At 60.5% G+C, this 24,438-nt stretch carries 20 protein-coding genes and 1 pseudogene; 9 read left to right on the forward strand and 12 right to left on the reverse strand.

Going from position 1 to position 24,438, the window contains the following annotated elements; translation table 11 throughout:
- Positions 1-118: 118 nt before the first annotated feature.
- Both putA and BS629_RS13470 read right to left on the reverse strand, forming a co-directional pair.
- Positions 119-3,826: a trifunctional transcriptional regulator/proline dehydrogenase/L-glutamate gamma-semialdehyde dehydrogenase gene (gene putA, locus BS629_RS13465; protein ID WP_018246007.1), complete on the reverse strand. Its 3,708-nt coding sequence runs from the start codon at positions 3,824-3,826 to the stop codon at positions 119-121.
- Between the two features lie 28 nt (positions 3,827-3,854).
- On the reverse strand, positions 3,855-4,061 hold the full coding sequence (locus BS629_RS13470; protein WP_018246008.1) for a hypothetical protein: 207 nt from the start codon (positions 4,059-4,061) through the stop codon (positions 3,855-3,857).
- A gap of 151 nt (positions 4,062-4,212) precedes the next feature.
- On the opposite strand from BS629_RS13470, the gene BS629_RS13475 reads away from it, so the two are divergent.
- Complete coding sequence (locus tag BS629_RS13475; RefSeq protein WP_018246009.1) at positions 4,213-4,707, forward strand: Lrp/AsnC family transcriptional regulator; 495 nt, start codon at positions 4,213-4,215, stop codon at positions 4,705-4,707.
- A gap of 163 nt (positions 4,708-4,870) precedes the next feature.
- Here BS629_RS13475 and BS629_RS40510 read toward each other — a convergent pair.
- Positions 4,871-4,960 (reverse strand): annotated as a pseudogene (locus BS629_RS40510) (winged helix-turn-helix transcriptional regulator); the annotation flags it as partial.
- Positions 4,961-5,857: a LysR family transcriptional regulator gene (locus BS629_RS13480; RefSeq protein ID WP_018246010.1), complete on the reverse strand. Its 897-nt coding sequence runs from the start codon at positions 5,855-5,857 to the stop codon at positions 4,961-4,963.
- Between the two features lie 94 nt (positions 5,858-5,951).
- Here BS629_RS13480 and BS629_RS13485 point away from each other — a divergent pair, with 94 nt between their 5' ends.
- From BS629_RS13485 to BS629_RS13495, 3 genes are read left to right on the forward strand one after another with little or no spacing between them, the layout of a single operon-like run.
- Positions 5,952-7,139: an MFS transporter gene (locus BS629_RS13485; protein ID WP_018246011.1), complete on the forward strand. Its 1,188-nt coding sequence runs from the start codon at positions 5,952-5,954 to the stop codon at positions 7,137-7,139.
- A 28-nt stretch (positions 7,140-7,167) separates the two neighbouring features.
- Positions 7,168-7,914 (forward strand): SDR family oxidoreductase, encoded by a 747-nt coding sequence (locus BS629_RS13490; RefSeq protein WP_018246012.1) that lies wholly within the window; start codon positions 7,168-7,170, stop codon positions 7,912-7,914.
- Positions 7,915-7,927: 13 nt separating this feature from the next.
- Positions 7,928-8,398, forward strand: coding sequence for a cyclophilin-like fold protein (locus BS629_RS13495; RefSeq protein ID WP_018246013.1), 471 nt, complete (start codon positions 7,928-7,930; stop codon positions 8,396-8,398).
- Positions 8,399-8,692: 294 nt separating this feature from the next.
- On the opposite strand, the gene BS629_RS13500 is transcribed toward BS629_RS13495, so the two are convergent.
- Entirely contained in the window at positions 8,693-9,730 is a 1,038-nt protein-coding gene (locus BS629_RS13500; protein ID WP_018246014.1) for a class I SAM-dependent methyltransferase, read from the reverse strand.
- A 180-nt stretch (positions 9,731-9,910) separates the two neighbouring features.
- Here BS629_RS13500 and BS629_RS13505 point away from each other — a divergent pair, with 180 nt between their 5' ends.
- Together BS629_RS13505 and BS629_RS13510 are read left to right on the forward strand one after the other, a co-directional pair.
- On the forward strand, positions 9,911-11,908 hold the full coding sequence (locus tag BS629_RS13505) for a putative bifunctional diguanylate cyclase/phosphodiesterase (RefSeq protein ID WP_018246015.1): 1,998 nt from the start codon (positions 9,911-9,913) through the stop codon (positions 11,906-11,908).
- Between the two features lie 336 nt (positions 11,909-12,244).
- Complete coding sequence (locus tag BS629_RS13510) at positions 12,245-13,897, forward strand: acyltransferase (RefSeq protein WP_018246016.1); 1,653 nt, start codon at positions 12,245-12,247, stop codon at positions 13,895-13,897.
- Between the two features lie 15 nt (positions 13,898-13,912).
- Here BS629_RS13510 and BS629_RS13515 read toward each other — a convergent pair whose 3' ends face one another.
- Entirely contained in the window at positions 13,913-14,800 is an 888-nt protein-coding gene (locus BS629_RS13515; protein ID WP_018246017.1) for a LysR substrate-binding domain-containing protein, read from the reverse strand.
- Positions 14,801-14,911: 111 nt separating this feature from the next.
- Between BS629_RS13515 and BS629_RS13520 the strand changes: the two genes are divergently transcribed.
- The 3 genes from BS629_RS13520 to BS629_RS13530 are packed head-to-tail and all read left to right on the forward strand — an operon-like array spanning position 14,912 to position 18,574.
- The gene (locus BS629_RS13520) at positions 14,912-16,165 is read left to right on the forward strand and encodes an aromatic ring-hydroxylating oxygenase subunit alpha (RefSeq protein WP_018246018.1); all 1,254 of its coding nucleotides are present in this window, start codon (positions 14,912-14,914) and stop codon (positions 16,163-16,165) included.
- Entirely contained in the window at positions 16,155-17,246 is a 1,092-nt protein-coding gene (locus BS629_RS13525) for an FAD-binding oxidoreductase (protein WP_018246019.1), read from the forward strand. The genes BS629_RS13520 and BS629_RS13525 overlap by 11 nt, the downstream gene beginning before the upstream one ends.
- A gap of 47 nt (positions 17,247-17,293) precedes the next feature.
- Positions 17,294-18,574 (forward strand): M24 family metallopeptidase, encoded by a 1,281-nt coding sequence (locus BS629_RS13530; protein WP_018246020.1) that lies wholly within the window; start codon positions 17,294-17,296, stop codon positions 18,572-18,574.
- A gap of 6 nt (positions 18,575-18,580) precedes the next feature.
- On the opposite strand, the gene BS629_RS13535 is transcribed toward BS629_RS13530, so the two are convergent.
- The 6 genes from BS629_RS13535 to BS629_RS13560 are packed head-to-tail and all read right to left on the reverse strand — an operon-like array spanning position 18,581 to position 24,411.
- On the reverse strand, positions 18,581-19,594 hold the full coding sequence (locus tag BS629_RS13535) for a GlxA family transcriptional regulator (RefSeq protein ID WP_018246021.1): 1,014 nt from the start codon (positions 19,592-19,594) through the stop codon (positions 18,581-18,583).
- A gap of 56 nt (positions 19,595-19,650) precedes the next feature.
- Entirely contained in the window at positions 19,651-20,649 is a 999-nt protein-coding gene (locus BS629_RS13540; protein WP_018246022.1) for a 4-hydroxyproline epimerase, read from the reverse strand.
- Positions 20,650-20,665: 16 nt separating this feature from the next.
- Positions 20,666-21,517, reverse strand: coding sequence for an ABC transporter permease (locus tag BS629_RS13545; RefSeq protein ID WP_018246023.1), 852 nt, complete (start codon positions 21,515-21,517; stop codon positions 20,666-20,668).
- Complete coding sequence (locus BS629_RS13550; RefSeq protein WP_018246024.1) at positions 21,514-22,362, reverse strand: ABC transporter permease; 849 nt, start codon at positions 22,360-22,362, stop codon at positions 21,514-21,516. The genes BS629_RS13545 and BS629_RS13550 overlap by 4 nt, the downstream gene beginning before the upstream one ends.
- 5 nt (positions 22,363-22,367) lie before the next feature.
- Positions 22,368-23,513, reverse strand: a complete 1,146-nt coding sequence (locus BS629_RS13555) for a quaternary amine ABC transporter ATP-binding protein (RefSeq protein WP_018246025.1) — start codon at positions 23,511-23,513, stop codon at positions 22,368-22,370.
- A gap of 46 nt (positions 23,514-23,559) precedes the next feature.
- Complete coding sequence (locus BS629_RS13560) at positions 23,560-24,411, reverse strand: glycine betaine ABC transporter substrate-binding protein (protein WP_018246026.1); 852 nt, start codon at positions 24,409-24,411, stop codon at positions 23,560-23,562.
- Positions 24,412-24,438 lie beyond the last annotated feature (27 nt).

Consider the following 24,438-nt stretch of genomic DNA (forward strand, 5'->3'; position numbering starts at 1 on the left):
GACCAGATCGCCGCCCGTCGCCCTTATAGGCCGAGGTATCGAGATTGAATCCCGGGAAGAGAGCCACTTTCCCGTCTGGAGTTTCGAGGGCGCATTTTCTGCGCCCTCGTATTGCAACTCAGCCGATGGCCATGAGGCTTGCATTGCCGCCGGCGGCCGCGGTGTTGATCGACGTCGACACCTCCTCCAGCAGCCAATTCAGGCAATAGGCTTCGGGATCGCTCGCCAATTCCTCGGCCGTCGCGGCCTGGACCAGCAGAAGCGGACCGGGCAGGTGAGCGATCTTCTGATTGACGGCCAGAACCCTGTCGCGATCCCCTTCGACGAGGGCACCCGAGAACGGTCCGTCCTTTTCCCAATCCGATGTCCAGGAAATCCGGCTGGCGACAGCCGCGGGAAGATCCGCCAGGACTGACTTCGATAGGGAACCCGCGTCCACGACGATATGGTTACCGGTCGACAGGGCTGCGGCGATCTGGCGATGAAGCCCGCTTTCCGTCTGCGGCACGAGGAGTATACGGCCGCGGGGATGGAGCGCGTAGAGATTGAGCTCCCCGACCGGACCGGTGAGTTCGCGTTCGAGCCCGAGCGCCGAACGGCTCGCATATCCACGCGCCGCCTCCCCCTCGCCCGGCAGGCCCTTCTTATCGAGCCAGACAATGTAGCCGCGAAGGGCGAGGTCCGTATGAACGGAATCCTGCTGCGGCGGCACCGGAGCGCGTTGCACCAACCGGCCGATATAGAGCGGACCGCCGGCCTTCGGACCTGTTCCCGACAAGCCGCGACCGCCGAAAGGCTGCACGCCGACGACGGCGCCGATGATGTTCCGGTTGACGTAGAGGTTGCCAGCCTTGATGCGGCTGGTCACATGCGCGATCGTTTCATCAAGCCGGGTGTGAAGCCCGAATGTGAGCCCATAACCCGATGCGTTGATGTCGTCGATCAGACGGTCGAGCCCGTTTCGCTTGAAGCGGATGACGTGCAGGACCGGTCCGAAGACCTCCCTCGTCAGGTCCGACAGCGACTTGATTTCGATAATCGTCGGCGGAACGAAGGTCCCCGCCGCGGCACTTTCGGGCAGCGGCAGCTGATCCACCTTGCGGCCTAAGCCGCGCATATGCTCGATATGCTGGTCGATCTCCGTCTTTGCGCTGTCATTGATGACTGGGCCGACGTCGATGCTCAGCCGATCGGTACGGCCGATCGTCAGTTCGCGGAAGGCGCCCTTCAGCATGTTGAGGGTCCTGTCGGCGACATCGTCCTGAAGGCAGAGAACTCTGAGCGCCGAGCAGCGCTGACCGGCGCTATCGAAAGCCGAGGCAATGACGTCGGCCACCACCTGCTCGGCCAGTGCCGAGGAGTCGACGATCATGCCGTTCTGACCGCCCGTTTCGGCGATCAGCGGAATCGGCCTGCCGCCTGCTGACAGCCGTTCCGCCAGCTGCGCCTGGATCATGCGGGCAACTTCGGTCGACCCGGTAAACATGACGCCTGCCGTTTCCTCCGCCCCGACCATGCCGGCGCCAAGGCGGCCGCTGCCGGGCACGAACTGCAAGGCACCGACAGGCACGCCCGCCTCGTGGAGGATCTTCACGCTTTCCGAAGCGATGATCGGCGTGACGCCGGCCGGTTTGGCAAGCACGGGATTGCCGGCCACCAAGGCTGCGGCGACCTGCCCGGTGAAAATCGCCAGCGGGAAATTCCACGGGCTGATGCAGACGACCGGGCCGAGGGGCGCATGCGAGGGACCGAGGGTCTTGCGCGCCTGTTCGGCGTAGTAGCGCAGGAAATCGATGGCCTCACGCACCTCGCCGACGGCATTGGCCGCGGATTTGCCGGCTTCGCGCATGACGATGCCCATCAGCGTCTTGATGCGGGCCTGCATGATGTCGGCCGCACGCTCGAGACAGGCGGCACGCTCGGCCGGCGGCACGGCGGCCCATTGTGGCGCATGCTCCGCAGCCATGCGAACGATGCGCGCTGCCTCCTCGACCTTCACTTCGGTCACCGTGCCGACAACATCCCGGTGATCGGCAGGATTGAGAACCTCCCGCGTCACCCCATCTGTAGAGCCGTCGGCAAGGATGGGAAGTGCGTGCCATAGGGTCGCAGCCGTGGTGGCGAGCGCCTCTGCCAAATCCGAAAGGGTGGCCTCATTCGAGAGATCGAGGCCGTCGGAATTGGCCCGGGCGTTACCGTAAAGAGCCTTCGGCGAGGCGATCTGCGCGTGGGGCGCGCCAACGACCGGCATGGCTGCGACGATTTCGGCGGGATCGGCGATCAGGGCCTCGACCGAGACATTCGGATCGGAGATGCGGTGCACGAAGGAGGAATTGGCGCCATTTTCCAGAAGACGTCGAACCAGATAGGCGAGCAGCGTCTCATGTGTTCCCACAGGCGCATAAATGCGGCATGGCCGGTCGAGTTTTTCCTTTCCGACAACCTCGTCATAGAGAGGTTCGCCCATGCCATGCAGGCACTGGAACTCGTATTTGCCGACGGTGAAATCAGGGCCGGCCAGACGATAGATCGTGGCGAGAGTCTGCGCATTATGGGTGGCAAATTGCGGGAAGACCGCATCCGGAGCGTCGAGCAGCTTGCGCGCGCAGGCGATGTAGGCGACATCGGTGTAGATCTTGCGGGTATAGACCGGATAGTCGTCGAGGCCGTCCAGCTGGGCGCGCTTGATCTCCGCATCCCAATAGGCGCCCTTGACGAGACGGACCATGACCCGGCGCCCGGAACGGCGTGCGAGATCGATGATGTAGTCGAGGACGAAGGGGCAGCGCTTGCCATAGGCCTGCACGACGAAGCCCAGCCCGTTCCATCCGGTGAGCTCAGGGGCAAAGCAAAGCTCCTCGAGGAGATCGAGTGAAAGCTCCAGCCGATCGGCCTCCTCCGCGTCGATATTGAGGCCGATATCATAGGTCCTGGCGAGAACGGCCAGCGCCTTGACCTTCGGCAGCAGCTCGCTCATCACCCGGCCGGCCTGCGACCTCACGTAACGCGGATGCAGGGCCGAAAGCTTGATCGATATGCCCGGGCCGTCATAGATGCCGCGCCCGTCCGACGCCTTGCCGATGGCATGAATCGCCTTTTCGTAATCCCGGTAATAGCGCTCGGCGTCAGCGCCCGTCGTGGCGGCCTCGCCCAGCATGTCGTAGGAATAGCGGAAACCACGCGCTTCCAGCGGGCGGGCGCGCTTCAGCGCCTCTGCGATCGTTTCGCCGGTGACGAACTGCTCGCCCATCATGCGCATCGCCATATCGACGCCGCGACGGATGACCGGCTCGCCGGCGCGCGCGATCAGCCGTGTCAGAGCTGCCGACAGGCTTCGGTCGTTAACCGTCGAGGTCAGCTTGCCGGTGACGACGAGACCCCAGGTGGCGGCGTTGACGAACATGGATTTTCCGCCACCGATATGGGAGGTCCAGTTGCCCTCGGCGATCTTGTCGCGGATCAGCGCGTCCCGGGTTTCGGTATCGGGAATGCGCAACAGCGCTTCGGCGAGGCACATCAGCGCCACGCCTTCCTGGCTGGAGAGTGAGTATTCCTGCACCAGCCCTTCGACACCGGTCCCCTTGTGCTTGGCGCGCAACGCCTCAATCAGGCTGCGGGCCGTGCTGCGAATGTCATAGCGTTTTGCCTCGGAGACACGCGCTGCGGCAACGAGCGGCGGCAGGCATTCGGTTTCCGGCCGGCGATAGGCTGCCGTGATGGCCCGGCGAAGTTCGGATTGCGGTCGGATCGGTGGGGCAAAGCCGGAGAACGGCGCGCCGTCGACGGGATCATGGGAGGGCGTGGAGGGGGGCGCTGCGTTCAACATGGGAGTCCCTATTCAATCGATGTTTGGTCTAGCGGATAAATGGAACAGCGGGCTCGTCGTCCCAGAGCGCATCATCCGTGAAGGCCGGGCCGGAATATTCCGTCTCGCGCAGCGGGCGCGCATCTGGTCTGTCGCGCTTGAAGGTGAGCGCCGCCGCCACAGCCCTTATTGCCACCGGCCGGTAGTGAACGAGCAGGTCGGGTTTTTGGTCATCATCCGCTTCGTTGTCATGCATGTATGATCCCCCGTTTTGAGGTCGACGCCGATACCGATCACAGCGCTCTTTCACCCGGCGCCCAATCTATCACAGCCCCAGATCGCGATCTCACTTGATTTTTACAGTTTCTAGGCCGTATGAACTTATTAATACGTCATCGAGAGTTCAAATGGCCACAGAAACTGACATCTTTAGTGAATTGGACCAGTTCGATAAAAAAATCCTCGCCGCACTCGCCGAGGACGGAAGGCTGTCGATCACCGATCTGGCTACGCGTGTCGGACTGTCGAAGACGCCATGCCAGATCCGCTTCAAAAGGCTGATCAGCGAAGGATACATCGAAGGCTTCAAGGCCATCCTCAATCCGTCGAAAATGCAGCTCGACCACATTGCTTTCGTCGAGGTGAAACTCTCCGATACCCGCGAGCATGCGCTGAAAAGCTTCAACGATGCCATCAAGAAGATCGGGGAAGTCGAAGAGTGCCATATGATTGCAGGCAGGTTCGACTATCTCCTGAAGATCCGCACCCGAGATATTGGCCGCTACCGCCGCGTCCTCGGCGAGCGCATCTCGACCCTGCCCCACGTTGCCAGCACCTCGACCAACGTCGCAATGGAGACGGTCAAGGAAGGCTGGGACAAGTCCGGTTCGAGTTTTTCGTGAATGTGATCCGTAGGAAGCTATGACGAGCTGCCGGTGCGTTGCCGCCGGAGGGACTGCGATATAGTCATTGCCATCGGCTGTCGCGCCAATGCGATCATTCCGACCATTCGCATGAAGCGATGGCTAAAGCGGTTGCGGCAAGTAGCAATCCACCCACAGCCATTCAGCCATCTCTCGCTTTTCGACCGCGTGGGCTCGATTTCACCGGCACGCTCTTGCCGTACTCTTTCCACCACGCCGTCTCGAGTGTTGGTTACCGATGCCGGTAGCGAAAGGCTTCGACGAAGGCGGAGAAAGCAGGGGATGGATGGCGCCGGCTGGGGTAATAGAGATGATACCCTTGGAACGTTGGCGCCCAGTCCGCCAGCACTTCGTGCAGTTGACCGCTGTCACAATATTGCCTGATGAGATCCCTCGGCACATAAGACAGCCCCGCCCCATCGAGAGCGGCATTGATCGCAGGTCCTATGTTGCTCATCACGAGCTGGCCTTCCACACGTACGCTGAACTCGCGGCCATCCTTTTCAAACTCCCAGGCATACAGAGCGCCTGACGTCGGAAGACGCAGGTTCACGCAATTGTGGTCCGTCAAGTCTTGCGGGGTCGAAGGTGCAGTGCGGGCCGCAAAATATTCCGGTGATCCGACCACGGCATAAGAGATATCGGGCCCGATGCGAACGGCCACCATGTCGCGCGCAATCGCCTCGCCGAGCCGCACGCCGGCATCGAATTGGCGCTCCACGATATTTGTGAAACCGTTGTCGACCATGAGTTCCACGGTGATATCGGGGTAATCCCGTAAAAATGCCGACAGCCTCGAACGGAAAACCAGCTCCACGGCATCATCGGGACATACGAGGCGGACTGTGCCCGAAGGCTTGTCGCGCAACGCGCCGAGGGCACTGATCCCGGCGGCGATGCTCTCGAAATGCGGCTGGATAGTTTCCACGAGGCGCGCACCGGCCGCCGTGGGAGCCACGTCACGCGTCGTGCGGGAGAGAAGCCGGACGCCGAGTCGGGCTTCGAGCGCGCTGATCGTATGGCTCAACGCCGAGCGCGTAACTCCCAATTTTGATGCAGCGCGCGTGAAACTCCGCTCCTGAGCCACCTCCAGAAACGCACGCATTTCCGTGAACTCGTCTCGCCGCATTGTTGAATCTCCTTCATCACGACATTCAGATTATAGCTTCTAGTCGCGCAAAACCAGTCCGGCTATCTATCTGGCAACGGACAGGAGAACGTGAATGACCGTCGAGTTGACATTGAATGAGACCTCACTGATGGACGACAGGGCGACCTCGTGGTCTGCTGTGACCTGTCTCTCGCTTCTCACTTTCCTTTTGGTGGGTCTGGAATTTCTCCCTGTGAGCCTTCTGACCCCAATCGCCAGGGACCTCTCTATTTCAGAGGGGCAAGCCGGATTGGCGATCACCGTGTCGGGTGTCTTTGCGGTTCTCACCAGCCTTTTCGGCAATGCCTTCCTGGCGAGGATCGACCGGAAGTCTGTCGTCTTGCTCTATACGGCGGTTCTTGTTGCATCGAGCTTGGCGGTTGCTCTCGCACCCAACTTCCCTGTCTTTCTCGTCGGGCGGTCCCTGGTCGGCGTTTCGATCGGCGGCTTCTGGTCGCTGTCGACGGCTATTCTGGCACGCTTGGTTTCGGACCGTGATCTGCCCAAGGCCATTGCGCTTCTGCAAGGCGGCACCGCGTTCGCGCTCGTCCTTGCCGCGCCACTCGGCAGTTTTCTTGGCGGGTTCATCGGATGGCGCGGAACCTTCTTCATTACCGTGCCGATCGGAATTGCCGCACTCGTCTGGCAACTGGTCGTTCTGCCGAGGATGCCGGCGACATCAACCGTCTCGGTGGCCAGAATATTCGGGCTGCTGCGCAATCGCACATTCGCAGTTGGAATGGCGGCGACCGGCTTGGCCTTCATTGGCCAGAACGCACTGTCCATTTATCTTCGCCCGTTCCTCGAAGGCGTCACGGGACTGGAATTGAATGTTCTGTCCATGGTGCTTCTCGGCCTCGGAGTCGGCGGGCTAGCTGGAACCTCCGTGATCGGCTTCGTCGCCCGGCGCCACCTCCTACTCGTTCTCGTAGGTCTGCCGGCTGCTCTTGCTGTCCTTGCCCTGCTGCTGATCGCTCTCGGGACGTTCGCAGCGATTACGACATTGCTGCTCGTCTTCTGGGGATTCTTCTCGACCCCGATTCCGGTGGCCTGGAACACCTGGATGGCCGCCATCGTTCCCGGTGAATTGGAAGCGGCAGGTGGACTGCAGGTGGCGCTGATCCAGCTCGCCATCGCAGGCGGCGCTTTTGCTGGCGGCATGCTGTTTGACGCCGCGGGATGGCGGAGCACCTTCCTTCTGGCCGCCTGCCTTCTCGCCGGCTCGGCTGTCCTGGCCGCGCTCGCCGGCCGCCGTTCCTGAGCCTTCAGAAACCAAACAGGAGATCATCATGTCCCAAGGAATTGAAAACAAAGTGGTCGTCATCACCGGGGCAAGCAGCGGGCTTGGCGAAGCCACCGCGCGTCACCTTGCGGAGCGCGGCGCGTCCGTCGTCCTCGGCGCGCGGCGTAGCAACCGCATCGCTGCGCTGGCTGAGGAGCTGTCCACCAAAGGCTATAAGGCCAAGGCAGTCCAAACCGACGTCACGGACCAACATCAAGTCAAAAAGCTCGTCGACACGGCCGTCAACGCGTTCGGTCGCATCGACGTGATGCTGAACAATGCCGGCCTGATGCCACTTGCGCCGCTCGAACGGCTCAAAGTTGACGAGTGGGATCGCATGATCGACGTAAACATCAAAGGGGTGCTCTACGGTATCGCAGCAGCGCTTCCGCACATGAAGGCGCAGAAGTCGGGGCACATCATCAACGTATCCTCCGTCTACGGTCATGTGATCGATCCGAGCGCCACCGTCTATTGCGCGACGAAATTCGCCGTGCGCGCCCTCTCGGAAGGGCTGCGGAAGGAAGTGAAGCCGTACAACATCCGGACCACGATCATTTCACCCGGCGCAGTGAGCACCGAACTCCTCGAACACATCAGCGAAAAGGACATCCAGGCGGGCACAAAGGAGTTCGTCAGCAAGATCGCCATCAGCGCGGACACGTTCGCCCGAACGGTCGCCTTCGCGGTGAACGAGCCGGACGATGTCGACATCAACGAAATCCTGTTCCGGCCGACGGCTCAACCTGTCTGACGCGAGGCGCGCTATGTCGATGACATCCAAGTTCATGAGCCGTCGCGCGGTGCTGGGCGGAACCTTGGCGGCCGCCGCTCTGCCTCTCGTGGCGCAAGGGCAGGACGAGCGCGGCCCGGCGGAGCCCGAGGCGACAGGCGTCAGGATCAGGATAGGCTTCAACAATCTAACCCTGACCGCGACACTCGCCGACAATCCGACGGCGCGTGATCTCGTTTCCATGCTGCCCCTGAACCTTAAGATCGAGGACTATGGCAGGAACGAAAAGATCGTCCATCTGCCGCGCAAGCTCACCGAAGAAGGCAGCGGTGCGTTCGGAAACGAGCAGCCGGGCGACCTTTGCTACTTCAAACCCTGGGGTAACTTGGCCCTGTTCTACGCGGATTACCGCTGGGACGGGCTGATCAGGCTCGGCCGCTTCGACAATGACTTCGAGCCGTTGCTGGTGCGCGGCGAGTATCCGGTCCGCATGGAACGCATCTGACAAAGGTTGCATGAGCAGAAATCTAAAATAGCGTTCCTCTCGGGCGTCCGTTGAGCCGAGATCGGCCAGCACGTCAAACCGATATCTGCTTCGGATGACAACCGTTGGAGAAATGGCAGGAATACTGCCACCGAAGCGTCCCCCGTTCGCCGCTTGGCATCGCCATCTCCTCCCGTGCGAACGCGGAACCGGGGCGCCGCAGATTGGTCGTCAGCAGCGGGTGAACGAGCGAGCGAGACCTTGGTGGCCGAGTAGACGCTGAAGGTCGGCAAGCCCTTCAAGCCAACAAGCGGCCTACCGCGGTCTTTGGATTTCACAGTAGACAATGCTGCGGTTTGAGCCGGACCAAACCGACACCTTCACATCCGCCCCACTCACGCTTTCACTGGCGATCAAGCCCATCTCTCGTTCTGACCGCAACAGCAGCGCCCAGTTCATGAATGTCTCCATATAGCCATCGACCTCCGTCTCCGGGGAGAAGTTGGCGAATAGGAATGTGCCGCCAGGCTTAAGCATGCTGACGCACTTCTTGGTGAGTTTTACGGCGACCGCGTCCGGCAAATAGTCATAAAGACCCGCGGCATAAACGAAATCGAACATTCCCAGCGCATGCCTTCCACCGAGCAGGGATTTGACCGACCCGTTCACCGCTTCGACGGACGTGCCGGCGAAATCGCGGGTGACGGTTCCAACGCTCATCGGGTCTTGATCCAAGGCTACCCAGCGTTTGATCGCGCCGGCGCCGAGAGCACGCGACAAGGGCCCCTCACGAAGATGCCCGGCCGCGATGGCGAGGACTTCGGTGGAACCAGGCCGGGCCAAAGCGATTTCGTCAACGCGGCGAGCCAGAATGTCTCGACGCTCTCTTACCGCGACGGATGACGAAGCATTTCGAGTGTAGGCGTAGATCGAGCGTCCCAGGTTGCTCGCTGATAAGACGGCGTCCTCAATCTCAGGTCTGCCGTAGATGAAGTCGAGAAGGCGTGCGTCGCCAGAATAGCCGCGCGGCTTTTCGAACGACCAGCGGGTCAATGGATCTTGATGAAGATAGTGAGCAACGGGATGAGATTGCGCGATCGGAACGATGACGTCCCACACCTCCGGATGAAAGCGCCGCCGTATCTGATGCAAGGCGTCGGTAAGACGCTCGATTATCGCATTAGGCTCGATGCCGGATTTGAACTGACGGATCGACACGTCAAGGCTGAGGGCAAGCTCGGCTCTGGCAACGACAAGGTGGCCGGGATCTGGGGCAGCAACCCTTCTTGCCGCCCGACGAATTTCACCCGGCGCAACAAGACTTTCACCGTCCAAGACCAGGCTTTGTGCCATTTCGAGACCCCTTTGACATAGCGTTAAGCATAAACAACCTCGAAATAGGATGCGACTAGAATCTACACGGGATAAGGGTAATTCTACTCTTGCGGGTCCGATGCTACCCCTCTAACAAAGCTAAGCAACAAGACAAACCGGTTGCAGGTTGCCGAACGCAACTCTGGAGGGCGCCGAAGTATGGCTTACTTTTCGACATACTTTAGATGGCTGTCAGTCCAGCGTTTTTGCAGGACCGCGGCCTACGCTAATGTCCAGCGCGACGAATCCACCGCCAGCTTTTCATTCGCCGAGGCCCTCAAGTCTTTGAAAACTGAAAATGATGCTGTCCGAGGGCGGAGTTCACGGCATGGTCTTTGGATCGCGGTTGCCGTTTATGTGTCCTTCGCACTTCCCGACCGTTGGCTGATCCCCGATGTTGCGCCTGTGACGATCGCCGCGCGATTCGTCGTTGCAACGATCGCTCTGCTGGTTTTCGAGACCCTGCGCCTGGCAAAAGCGCAAACCGTCTGGCTTGACGTCACATGCGCCTCGGCACTGCTTGCGGGCTATGTGGGCTGGCTTTACCCGGCGATCGCCACCCGCGACGTCACCGCCATGTCATACTACATGATATTCGGCGCCATCTTCATGATGGGCGCCAACCTCTTTTTCAGTTTCCCGTTTCGGCTTTCGGTGATCACCTCGAGCCTCGTTCTTTGCGCATTTTTCGTTACGATCGAGGAATTTTTCCCGTCAAGCCAAACCTACAAGTTTGCCTTCGGGTTGTTCTACATTTCGTGCTTTATCTTCACGTCTTTCGTCAATTGGCGATTGAACGTGGAGCGTCGAAACGTGTTGTTGAACGCGGCGGAGGCTCGCCACCAGCACTGGGAAGCGTCCGAGCGGGGAAGGTCACTTCTCGAGCTTTCACATACTGACTACCTGACAGGCATAAGCAACAGACGCGCGCTGGATCGGCGACTCGACGAATGCTGGGCCGCCTGGAAAGACGAACGACGCGACTTCTCCGTGTTCCTCATCGACGTCGACTTTTTCAAACGCTTCAATGATCGCTACGGACATCAGGAAGGAGACCGATGTCTGACTGTCATCGCCAATGCGCTGAAGGCAGTTGTAGAGTCGTCCGACGGCATGATCGGCAGGTATGGTGGCGAGGAGTTTATCGTGGTCATGCCGGATGCCCTCCCCAGGGTCGCGATGACTCTCGCCGAGAAGATCAGAGTGGAAGTCGAGTCTCTTGCGATTGCTCACGACGAGCGACCAGATGATATGTCGATCGTAACCGTCAGCATTGGCGCCGCCTTCACCCGCGAGAAAGTTGGAGAGAAAGTTGAACGAATAGTGCGTGAAGCCGACCTTGCTCTCTACAATGCCAAAGCAAGTGGCCGAAACTGCATTCGTAGTTTTGATCCGTTGTTGCCTCGCCCCGACGACTATGCTGGTAAACTCGTCCCACTGCTGGCGGCCGCCATTGATCGCAAACTGGTTTCGCTCGTGTACCAACCGATCTTCGACGTGACGAACGAGAAGGCAAGAGCTGTCGAGGCTTTGATGCGCCTCAGGATGCCGGACGGCACCGCGGTTTCGCCGAAGACATTCATTCCGGTGGCAGAACGAAGTGGCGCTATCCTCGAACTGGGCAGGTGGGCGATCGAGACGGCATGCCGCGATATATTGATGACCGATCGCATGGCTACCGTCAGCGTCAACGTGTCGCCAATACAACTGCGTTCCCCCGGCTTTGCTGCCAGTGTCGCTGATATCCTTGCTCGGTGCGGGGTCTGCGGATCGCGACTAGCCTTGGAAGTCACTGAGGGCCTGGACATGGATATGCAGTCGGAGGTGCTGAAATGCATTGCCGATCTGCGGGCACTCGGCGTCGAGATATGGCTTGACGACTTCGGCTGCGGTTTCGCGGGCCTCTCTTGGCTGAGGGCAATCGAGTTTCAGACGGTCAAGGTCGATAGAACCTTCCTGCACGACTGCTCGAACCCACGCGGTCTGATGATGCTTCAGGACATGATTGCTCTCATCCGCAATCGTGGGAATACGATCCTGGTGGAAGGCGTCGAAACTGCAGCACAGTTTTCCCTTCTCAAGGATCTTCGCATCGACCGCGTCCAGGGCTTTCATATGGGAATGCCGGTTAGCGCTGAACTTCTGAGCGCGGCATAACTCGCCTCACGGTTTCCAGATGGCTCAGCACGTTGCCGATGATCGGTGCGTGGTGCATGACGTCTCTGCCAATTGCGAATTCAGAGGTGAGCGTGGCAAGCATACCCTTATCTTCTCGCCGGGCGGTGCGCTTTCCGTACAGGCGATGAACCCGGGCGCCTCGGCCGAACCAATTACCTACACGGCAACTAAGGCAATTGGAGCCATCGCAACGAGGGCTGTGCCACCATTGTCAGAAGTCTTGCTTTTAGACGGATCACGCCGTCTGATGCAGCGAGGCAACGGATCGCTGAATCAGACGAATATTCGGCGGTTGAACCTGAGAATGAGGATCAGATGGATCACGCCAATGGCCCGCAAGCCCCGGTGAACGAACAGAGGGAAGCGCGCAGGCTTCAATACCTTACCTGGGAACACATTGTGTCCGACCTCGGCCATCCAGCCCACCTTGCCCGCAAGGCGGAACTCAGGCGATCATGCGGTGCGGAGTTGGCCGAGACGTCCTACATCGCCGAGAATGCCGCGATCTTCACCGAAAGCCTGACGATGGGCGAGCGATCCTGGATCGCCGGGCACGCGCTCGTCCGCGGCCATGTGATCCTCGGCGACGATTGCACCATCAATCCCTACGCCTGCGTTTCCGGGAAGGTGACGTGCGGCAACGGCGTGCGGATTGCTTCGCATGCCTCGATCGTCGGCTTCAATCATGGCTTCGACGATCCGGCAGTTCCCATACACCGCCAGGGTGTCGTCAGCATCGGCATAGTGATCGGTGACGATGTCTGGATCGGCGCCAATTGCGTGATCCTCGATGGCGCAACAATTGGAAATGGCGCCGTGATCGCCGCCGGAGCGGTGGTTACCGGAGACATTCCCACCATGTCGATTGCCGGTGGCGTGCCCGCCCGGGTACTGCGGAGCCGAGGCTCGGCACCCAGGAAATCCGGCACTGGAGACATCGAAGATCAATTGGTCAGGCTGGGGCAGAAGGCGAAAGACCAGTGGCCGGACATTCTTGCACGCTGGAAAACGCAGGGAGCCTATGAATCCCTGGAAGCGGACGGCGTCCGGAGGCCGGCGATCCGGCATTTATGCGATGCCATCGAGATCGCCGCCGGGTTCGGTCACCTGCCGCCCGACCTCAATCTCTCGGAAACCGTCGAGCTTCTCCAAGGCCTCCAGGAACGAGAGACCGGGCTGTTCCCGGATGAGCATTCGCGCATGCACGACAAGGCGCTGAGGGATGATCCAAAGGCGCTCTACAACGTCCTTTCGGTCGGATATGCGCTTGAGCTGCTTGGCTCCAGTCCACGGCAACCCGTCCATGCCGTCGAGTTTGGCATCGGAGAGCTTGACGAATGGCTGAGCGCCCTGCCCTGGCCAACCCGGGCATGGCACGCCGGCAGCGTGGTCGATGCGATCGGAACCGCCATGTACTTCAATGCCAAGTATTTTGGCATCGGGCATTCACGGCAGCAGCTCTTCGAGTGGCTGAGCCGGAATGCCAACAGCGTTTCAGGGCTCTGGGGCGAGCCGACCGCGGGGGAAGGATGGCTCCAGCCTGTGAACGGCTTTTATCGCCTGACGCGTGGCACCTACGCCCAGTTCGGCGCGGCACTTCCCCACCCGCATGCCTCGCTCGAAACAGTTCACCTCAATTATCGCAACCATAAGGGCTTCGTTGCTGCGAAATACAATGCGTGCAACCTGCTCGATACGATTCATCCTCTGCTGCTGATTGCCCGGCAGACCGACTACAGGCGGGCTGACGGAGAGGCGATCGCCCGCAATCTCATATCAAGGGCTCTGGGCAGATGGCGGGATGGCGAGGGATTCCCGTTTGCCGACGGTGGTGAACCGAGCTTGCAGGGGACGGAAATGTGGCTTTCCGTCATTCACCTGGCGGCCGATTTCCTGGGACTGGCAGATCACTTCGCCTTCGTCCCCAAAGGCGTCCACCGAACGGCCACTGTAGGATTGGGCTTGTGAATACGGCAGTTTCGATCAACCGTGCAATGATGCCGTCAGCCAGCCGGCGGCAAGGTCCCGCGCGTTGTTTCGCTTGGCTTTGACGGGCACGATCACGTTGTAACGATCTTCCGCGGCAAGCTCACCGCCGCCGATCCGCACCAGGGTTCCATCCTCCAGAAAAGTGCCCACCAGCATGCGCCATCCCAAGGCAATCCCTTGCCCTGCGCGCGCGGCGGCGATGGTTTCGGTATAATGGTTGAACCGAAGCGACGGCTTTACCTCGAGCTTGGCGCCGGTCAGAGAAAACCACTGCGCCCAGCTATACCAGGAACGATCAAGAACGTCCGTTTCGATGAATTCGTCGACGGAGCCTAGCGGGCCATCTCCTCGACGCCTGAGGTAATCGGGAGAGCAGACGGGGCAGATGACGTCGCCGCGCGAGGCGATGACGGTAGCATCGCTGAAAGGGGGCACACCATAGCGAATTGCCACATCGACTTCTCCGTCGTCGAGAGCGATCGGGCTGTCCTGGGATATCACTCGCACCAGAATGCCCGGGTTCGCCCGGCGGAATTCGGCCAGCCGCGGCAGCAGCCAGAAGGAAGAGAATGCAACGGTCGCCCCTATCGTCAACACGTCCTGGCTGCGCGACTGGATCGCTTCCACGCTCTCGGCGATATCGGCAAAGCTCTTCGCCAGCGTGGCTCCGAGGTTGATGCATGCCGTTGTCGGTTCGATGGCTCGATGCTTGCGCACGAATAGGGGCTGGCCGAATTCCTCCTCCAGCAACGCAATCTGCCTGCTGACTGCCGCCTGGGTGACACCCAATTCGGTCGCAGCCGTGGTGAAGCTCTTCTTCCTGAGCACCGCCTCCAGGGTCACCAGTGCCGTCAGCGACGGGATCCGTCTTCGGAAATGCATCGCAGAACTCCTCTTCACATGATAAAAACTCATGCGAACGTGATTTTTTATGCCGTTGAAACGTCAGCGTTGCAAGGGCAATCTCGGGAAACTCTCGCATAAGAGGTTCTCATGCTAAACAGGCTTCCATCTACCATTTCAGCCCTTCTCGACGCCCGCGCCGACGGTCACTCGCTGCCGGCCGGCCTTTACGTCAGAGAAGACGTGTTCGAAGCAGACCTCGAGGTCTTTTTCCACAAGCACTGGATCTGTGTCGGCCTGGACTGTGATGTTCCCGAACCCGGCGACGCCACGGTGGTCGATATCGGCAAGACGAGCCTGATCCTTCTGCGTGACGACGACGGAGAAATCCGCGTCCTGCACAATGTCTGTCGCCATCGCGGCTCCCGCCTTCTCGATCCGGGCAAGACGATCGTCTCAAAACTCGTCTGTCCCTATCACACCTGGACATATGAACTGACGGGTGAGCTCAGCTACGCGCCTCACATGGGCAAGGACTTCGACAAGGAGTGTCGGAGCCTCAAGTCCGTCACCTTCAAGTCGATCGGCGGACTGATTTATGTCTGTCTTTCCGACAATCCGCCCGAGGACATCGCTCTCCTCGAGCAGGCCATGACCGAGCGCCTCGCCCCCTACGACATCCGGAACGCAAAGATTGCCTTCCAAACTGACGTCATCGAGGACGGCAACTGGAAGCTGACGATGGAGAACAATCGCGAATGCTACCACTGCTCCGCAAACCATCCGGAGCTCTGCGTCTCCTTCGTCGATCTCGACTTCGGCTTCGACCCCGAAACTCTGAGCCCGGAGGATCGTGAACAGGCCGAAGAGCATTTCAGGCTGTATGAAGAACGGACCAAGGCGTGGGAGGCTGACGGCTTCCCCTCGGCTGCCGTCGAACAACTCGCCGACTGCGCCACCAATTTCCGCACCCAGCGCCTGATCATCGCAGGCGCCGGTGAATCCCAGACCCACGACGCCACTGCCGCATCCTCCAAGCTTCTCGGGCAGATGACCCGCAAGGATCTCGGTGACACACATCTTTGGGGCCACAACAGCTGGAACCACTTCATGGGCGACCACGCCGTGGTGGCCACCGTCATTCCGCTCTCCGCGGGCAAGACGCTGGTTAGAACCAAGTGGCTGGTCCACAAGGACGCCGTCGAAGGCGTGGATTACGATCTCGACAAGCTGACGGACGTCTGGGTCGCGACGACCGACCAGGACGCCGATCTCGTCGCCCGCTCCCATGCCGGCGCTCTCGACCCGGCATATCAGCCCGGCCCCTACTCCCGCTTCTCCGAGACGAACCTCGACAAGTTCGCCGCCTGGTACATCGACCGGATGCGCGCCCATGGATACTAGAAGCCCGCAGGCGCCCGCGCCCAGAGCCGCCCTTCACGACCTGTGGAACCCAGAGGAAGACGACGCGCTGGTCTGCCTCGACGTTCAGCAGGAGACCCACGACGTCAAGACATTCACCTTCGCCTCCCGTGAGGGTAAGCGGTTCGCGTTCAAGGCCGGGCAGTATTTTCTGTTCGACCTGGAACATAATGGAGACGCTGAAAACAGGTGCTACAGCATCTCCTCCTCGCCGCATCGGACGAACGCCTTCTCCGTGACGGTGAAGCGCGTTCCCGGCGGCAAGATCTCCAACTGGCTTCATGACACCCTGGTTCCCGGGGCAACCGTCAAGGCGAACGGCCCGCTTGGCCATTTCGTCAGGCCCGCGACGTCGAAACCGAAGCTTCTGCTGCTGTCCGGCGGTTCCGGCATTACGCCCGTCATGTCCATCCTGCGTGAGATCGCCGACAGTTGCGAACCCGCCGACGTCGTCTTCATGCATGCCGGCCGGACGCCGCAGGATCTGATCTTTCGCGACGAACTCGCCTGCATCGCCCGCAGGCTGAAAGGCCTTCGCCTCCACTTCCTCCCGGAGACCGTTGCCGGCGAGCCATCCTGGCCCGGCCTGACCGGCCGTATCTCGGCAGACTATATGCGGCTTGCGGTTCCCGATATCGCCGAGCGAACCGTGATGTGCTGCGGCCCCGCCCCGTTCATGGCCGCCGCGCGCGGCATTGCCGCCGAACTCGGCGTGCCCGGCTCGAACTACCTGGAGGAAAGCTTCGACGCCGCGGTCATCGACGAACCCGAAATCCCTGCGGTTCAGGAGGCCGCTGCCAAGGTCTTTCAGGTCACCTTCTCGAAGCAGGCCCGCAGCATCGACGTCTCCGGCGACCAGAGCGTGCTCTCATGCGCGAAGAAGGCAGGCGTCAGGATCCCGTCGTCCTGCGCGAACGGCGTCTGCGGCACCTGCAAGTCGAAGCTTACGTCAGGCACGGTCGACATGAACCACAATGGCGGAATTCGTCAGCGGGAAATCGACGCCGGCCTCTTTCTGCCCTGCTGCTCCAAGCCGCTTAGCGATCTCGTCATCGAGCGCTGAGCGCCCGGTAACGTCGCGTCACCCACCGACAACAGGGACTCACTGAGATGTTGCGAGAGGAAAGCGATTCCGCCGAGCTGACCGGCCCGACGGTCTTCAAGGATGAGCGAAAGCAGGAATATCTCAATCCCGAGGGAGTGGATCGGCCTCTCATCAGTCCTTTGCCGGCCACGACGCTCGATCGGGCTCGCCGCTATCGTCTGGAGCGCCTGCGCACGAAGATGCGCGAATGGGATTGCGGCGCCCTGCTCCTCTACGATCCCGTCAACATCCGATATGCCTTCGATTCATCGAATATGAGCATCTGGACGATGCACAACGCCTCGCGCTACGCTCTGATCCTGGCCGATGGTCCGGCCATACTTTTCGAATTCGAAGGCGCCGAACATGTCAATGACGGGCTTCCCGGCATCGACGAGATCCGGCCGGCGAAGTCATGGATATTCTTCACGGCCGGGAACCTTATGGAACCCCGGCTGAAAGCCTGGGCGGAGGAAGTCGCGGACCTCATAAAGAGCAACGGCGGCAACAAGCGCGTGGCGGTGGACAAGCTCGAACCCGCCGGCGCGTTCGAATTGCGGGAACGCGGCTTCATGCTCTTAGACGGTCAGGAGCTGGCCGAGCGGGCGCGATCCATCAAAAGCGCTGACGAAATCGAGCTGATGAGATGGACGATCCGTGTCTGCGAAGCAGGCATGGCGCGGATGTACGAGGCATCCGAGCCCGGCCGCACCGAAAGAGAGATCTGGGCCGAGCTTCACTTCGAAAACGCACGCAGCGGCGGCGAGTGGCTCGAGACCAAGCTCCTGACCGCAGGCCCGAGAACGAACCCCTGGTATCAGGAATGTTCGGACTATGCGGTCAAACGCGGGGAGATGATATCCTTCGACACCGATATGATCGGACCCTACGGCTATTGCGCCGACCTCTCGCGCTCGTGGACAGCAGGGCACGTCGCGATGAACGCCAAGCAGAAGCAACTCTACGCCGCCGCCAGGGATCAGATCGAGCACAATCTCGCCATCCTGAAGCCCGACATGACGTTTGAAGAGTTCAACGCGCTGTCGTGGCGGATTCCGGAGAAATACCAGCCTTATCGATACACGCTTGCTCTGCACGGAACCGGAATGGCGGACGAATGGCCAGGGATCCTTCTGCATCCGGATTTCGACCCTGAATTCAGCGGCCTCATCGAGGAGGGCATGGTGCTCAACGTCGAGAGCCTGATAGCCGAAGCCGGATCTGAAAGCATCAAGCTTGAAACCCAGGCTCTGATCACGGCAACGGGCGCGGAGCGGCTGGACACCTTTCCGTGGGAGGATATCTGAATAAGCTCAGTGTGCTCTCGAAGCGGCTGCACGATGCTGTGAGGGGGTCTGCCCGAATGTGCGTTTGAACGTTCGCGTGAACTGCGAGGCATTTTCAAAGCCGACATCCAGCGCGATCTCGATCAGTGGCGCCTTCGACTGGGCCAGGATCGATTTCGCCCGCTCCATGCGAACACGATTATAGGCCTTGGCAGGAGACATCCCGGTCTTGTCGATAAAGATCCTCTCCAGTTGCCGCCGAGACAGGCCCACCGTGGCGGCAAGCTTTTGAATCGACATGCTGCCATCGACGAACTGTTCCATCGTAATCATCGCCGCCTTGACGCGGGCGTCGTCATAGTCGTCGTAGAGCGGACGCCGGGGCTGTATGTCCGATGGAGTCCGGGCCTTTTCGATCTGAAGCACTTCAAGCGCGTTTCGTTCAGCGTCGCGGCTGATATATTTTCTGACCAGCAACGCCGCCATGTCGGCGGAACTGCTGCCGCCTGCGCACGATCCGCGCTGGCGATCGAGATTGAAGAGCCGGTCGGAGCGAACGCTAAGGTCGGGGAACCGCTCCCGAAACTCCTTGTAATGCAGCCAGCTCACACAGGATTCGTGCCGCTTCATCAGGCCTGCCGCAGCAAGAATGAACGAACCCGTGCACACGCCGATCAGCGGCACCTTCTTGACGTCGGCCTGCTTCAGAAAAGTGATGGTCTGCTGGTCGACAGGGTTCTCCACCGTCAGAAGGCCGCCGACGACCACGATGTAGTCGAACCTCGACGGATCGACGAAATCGGATGTCGGAGCAACCTGGACGCCGCAACTCGCGGTGATCAAGTGCCTCGTGCTGCCGATCACCTGCCAGTCTGCAAGGACCCTTCCGGAACGATCCTGCTCGTCGCTGGCAAGCCGCAGCGTGTCCACGAAGAGCGCAAAGGCGGACAGCGTGAATGATCGCGCCAGAACAAAGCCCACCTTGAGCCGGCCAGCCGACTTCGCGTCGGCGTCTGTCTGTCGATGCTGCTCAGGTCGCATAGTCATCTCCTTGCCGGCTCTTATCGCGCCGTCCGTCTTTTCAGACGAAAAGGCGCTCATCGGATCTGAAAGCCATGCGCCAGCGGATCCCGATCGTCAACGAAAATGGTGTTGTGTCCGATGACGCGTGCCCAGCCTCCGATGCTTGGAAGAATACCGCTATAGGGCCCAATGCGTGCCTCGGCTTCGACCCGGCCCTCGAAGACGGTTCCGATCAGGCTTTCATGCCGATATCTCGACCCGACGGTAAGCCGTTCCTTCCCATAGAGCTGGGCCATGCGAGCGGAGGTGCCGGTGCCGCCCGGCGAGCGATCGATGGCCTTCTCGCCATAGAAGACCGCGCAACGGCCATCCGAGGTGTCGTTCACGGGGCGGTCACACCAGATGGCATGATGCACGCCGCGAATTCTCGGATCGTCGGGATGAACGGGATCGCAAATATCGGCAAGCGCTGACCTGAGCTTCTGGCTGCAGCCGACGATATCCGATGCGGTCATGCGGTCGAGCCCGCTCCAGTTATCCTGCGGTTCGATGACCGCATAATAGTTGCCGCCATAGGATATATCGACGCGCAGGCGGCCCATTCCCGGCACATCGACCTCGACATCAGCCTCGTGCAGATAGCTTGCAACATTGTGGAGACGAACGGATTCGACATATCCGCCCTTTTCCTCATAGGTGACATCGACCCTTCCCGCAGGCGTCTCGATGGCAACCCTTCCCGGCTCCCGCGGCTTGACGAGCCCTTCCTCGATCGCGGCGGTCACGACGCCGATGGTGCCGGCGCCGCACATCGGCAGGCAGCCGCTCACTTCGATGAAAAGAACGGCAAAATCGCAATCCTCCCGGTAGGCCGGATAGATGATCGCCCCCGACATGATGTCGTGACCCCTTGGCTCGAACATCAGCGCCTGGCGCACCCAGTCGTGATCGCGGACAAAAATCTCCCGACGCTCGCTGATGGGCGCATGCGGAAGCAGTGGACCGCCTCCGGCAACAAGGCGCACGGGATTTCCTGACGTATGGGAGTCGATGCAGAAGAAGCTGTTTCTCATCTTTTGGTGTCCTTGCTCATCTCGTCTTCGGCAGCCTGTCACGGTCGAGCAGACCGCGGGACAGCCGGTCGAGCAGAAGGGCGATTGCGACGATCGCCAGGCCCGCCCGCAGGCCAAGCCCCATCTCCATGCGCGTCAGGCCGCGCGTCACCTCCGCGCCGAGACCGCCGGCGCCGACGAGCCCGGCCAACACCACCATCGCCAGGGACAGAAGGATGCATTGGTTGAGCCCGACCAGGAGCGTCTGCCTGGCCAAGGGGATCTCGATCTTCCAAAGCACCGAACGAGGCGGCGCGCCGATGGCGCTGCCGAGTTCCACGAATTCTCTCGGCACCTGGTTGAACGCCAGCGTGGTCAAGCGGAGCATCGGCGGAATGCCATAGACGATGGTGGCGATGATTGCCGGCACACGTCCAAGGCTGAAGATCATCACCGCAGGAATGAGGTAGACCCAGGGCGGCACGGTCTGCATCACGTCGAGAACCGGACGAACCATCGCCTCCAATGTCTTGTGGCGCGAGCACAGGACGCCGATCGGGAAGGCGATGAGCACGGAGATCAAGACAGCGACCGTGACCAGGGAGAGGGTCTGCATCGATGCCGTCCACAGCCCCATGAGGAGACAAAACCCCAGGCAAAGACCGGCAAGGATTGCGGCGCGCAGACCGACGGCGACAAATGCCAGGATGACGACGATCGCGATAAGCCCATAGGGCGGCACGAAGAGGAGGGCCGCCTCGAATCCGGAAAGAACCGCTTCGATCAGATAGCTGATCGCCGCAAACAGCGGATGAAGGTTGGTGTTGAGCCAATCGACTGACGGCGCCAGGAAAGCGCCGGGCGAAAACTGCAGGATGGACGGATTCATGACTTCCTCCCCGTTCCCAAACGAGCCGCGCTCTGAGTTATCCGGTCAAGCACCATGGTCAGAACCACGATGGCTATCGCTCCATTGATGGAGGTCGCGATGTCGAGCGTTCTGATCGCGCCGTAAATCGTCTCGCCGAGCCCGCCGGAACCGACGATGCCTGCGATGACGACCATGCCGAAGGCCATCATCAGGCTCTGGTTGATCCCTGCCATGATACTCGGCAGCGCAAAGGGAAGGCGAATCTTGAAGAACATCTGCGCCGGTCTGATCCCAAGCGCCTCTCCAAGTTCGATGAACTCCCTGGGCGTCATCCGGATACCGAGAGACGTCAGGCGGATTGCCGGCGGCACGGCGACGATCACCGTCGCGATCAGTGCCGTCGCCGGTCCATAGCCGAGCAGGGCGATCGCCGGCAGCAGATAGATGTATGGCGGAAGTGTCTGGATCAGATCCAGACCGGGCTCCATGAAACGATCGAGGGCGGGGAAAAAGCCGGCGGCAATACCGATCGGGATCCCGATCGCCAGGGCGAGTGCGGTTGCGGTCAATACCAGCGCCAGGGTGCTCATCGTCTCCGGCCAGAGCCCCATGGAAAAACAAAGCGCCAGCGCGACGCCGCTGAGCAGGGCGAACCAGACATTGACCAGCCGCCAGCCGATGAGCGCCACGATCAGCGCGACCAGGTAGAATGGCGGAAGCTGCAGAAGCCAGAGGATCCCGTCATAGAGCCCTTCGAGAACCTGTCTGATAGTATCGAAGAGGAATTCGCCGTTGTCGCTCACCCACTCGAGCGCCGAGTCCGTCCATTCGTCAAAAAGATCGGTGAAGCCTGAACTATCCATGTCAATCAGCTCCAGTTGTGGGACGCCGCCGTGAGATCGTGGGTGGACGTCCCCTTGACGCCCATCAGCAGGCTGCGTGGCGTGACAACGCCGACGATCTGATCATTGTCGACGACGGCGATGGCATCGCGCTCCGACTGCATCGTCAATGTGATGAGTTCGTCGATGTCGGCATCCGGCGTCGTGCGCGCCAGCGACGCGATGTCGGAATTCGGCGCGCTCTCATGGAATTCGGCGACGCTGCGCATGACGGAATGCGCCTTGATCAGATGGAGGCGGGATATGCCGGCGACGAATTCGGCGACATAAGCATCTGCCGGGTTGAGGATGATCTCTTCGGCCGTGCCGGTCTGGATGATGACGCCGTCCTTCATGATCGCAATGCGGTCACCGATCCGGATCGCCTCGTCGAGATCATGGGTGATGAAGACCGCGGACTTGCCCAACGCTTTCGTCAACTGCCGGAATTCGTCCTGAAGCTGACGCCGGATGAGTGGATCGAGGGCGCTGAACGGCTCGTCCATCAGAATGATCTCGGGGTCGGAAGCAAGCGCGCGGGCGAGCCCGACGCGTTGCTGCATGCCGCCGGAAAGCTCGTTCGGATATCGATTCACCCAGTCGGCGAGGCCGACCTTCTCGAGCGCTGCAACGGCCGTCTTGTTTCGCTCCGGCTTGGCAATTCCCTGAACCTCGAGGCCGAAGGCTGCATTTTCCAGGACTGTGCGATGCGGCAACAGAGCGACGCTTTGAAACACCATGCCGATGTTCCTGGCGCGCATCTGCCGGAGATCGACCGGCGACAGGGCGGCGAGGTCGCGTCCCTTGACGAGGACTTTCCCAGAGCTCGGCGTGATCAGCTTGTTGAGAAGGCGGATGAGCGTCGATTTTCCGCTTCCCGACAATCCCATGATGCAGAAGATTTCGCCGCGCCGAACCTCAATGCTCGCGTCGGACACGCCGACGACGCAGTTGAACTCCTTCAACACCTCCTTTTTGCCGAGGCCGCGCTCCTTGATCGACTTCATTGCCGCAGCGGACTTGTCACCGAAGACTTTCCAAAGGGATTGGCAGTCGATCAGGACGTCATTGATATCGGCATTTATGGCTTTCATAGCGATCCCCTTTGAGCCATTCGGCGCTGGCTTCTTCATTAGGTTTCAGGGTGACCGTCCGACGGATCGGACGGCCACGACGCGTTTAGTTCTTCTTGATGTTTTCCCAGCGCTTGATCAGGTCGGCATGGGCGCCGATCCAATCCTGCACGGCCTGGTCCATGGTCTTGCCTTCATTGACCGCGCCGTTGATGGCGGTGATGTCGGCGATCGGGACGTAGACGCTGGCCATTACTTCACGCGCATGCGGGTTCTCTGCGGAGAAGCCCTTGTGGCCGATCCAGTAGTAGCTCTGCGGCGGCGGGAATACGCCCTTCGGGTCCTTGAGGTACTTGACCTCGTACTTCTGAACCATCCAGGACGGCTCCCAGATCGTTACCGCAATCCACTCCTTGCGATCATAGGCGGACTTCAGCGCCGCCGTCATCGCGGCGGTGCTGCCCTCGACGAGCTGGAGCTTGAGGCCGTAGTCCTTGACCGCGTTCGAGGTATCGCGCATCAGGCCGGAACCCGGTTCGATACCGATGATCTTGCCGCTGAACTTGTCGGCGTTTTCGTTGAGCTGTTCCAGCGAGTCGATCGGGACATATTTGGGAACCGCAACGCCCTGATAGAGGCCATGCGAAACAGGCGAAATCTTTTCGAGGCGGTTCTTGTTCTTGTCCCAGTAGTCCTGCGCAACATAGTCCGTCTGCGAGGTGAGAACCTGGATGTCGCCCTTGGCGAGAGCGGCATAGGCGATGCCCCATTCGGAGAACTCGGTCACCTTGACCGTATAGCCGGCGTCTTCGAGAACCTTCTTGGTGATTCCGGTGATGGGCGTCAGGTCCTCCCAGGACATCGTACCCATGGTGATCGTTTTTTCTTCCGCGCGAGCAGGAAGGATGCTGACCCCGATCATCGCAGCGGCGCAGAGCGCCCTCCACAAATTTTTCATTGTTCTTACTCCTGTTTTACGTTCCCA

This window comes from Rhizobium leguminosarum bv. viciae USDA 2370 (genome assembly GCF_002008365.1).
GTDB lineage: Bacteria > Pseudomonadota > Alphaproteobacteria > Rhizobiales > Rhizobiaceae > Rhizobium > Rhizobium leguminosarum.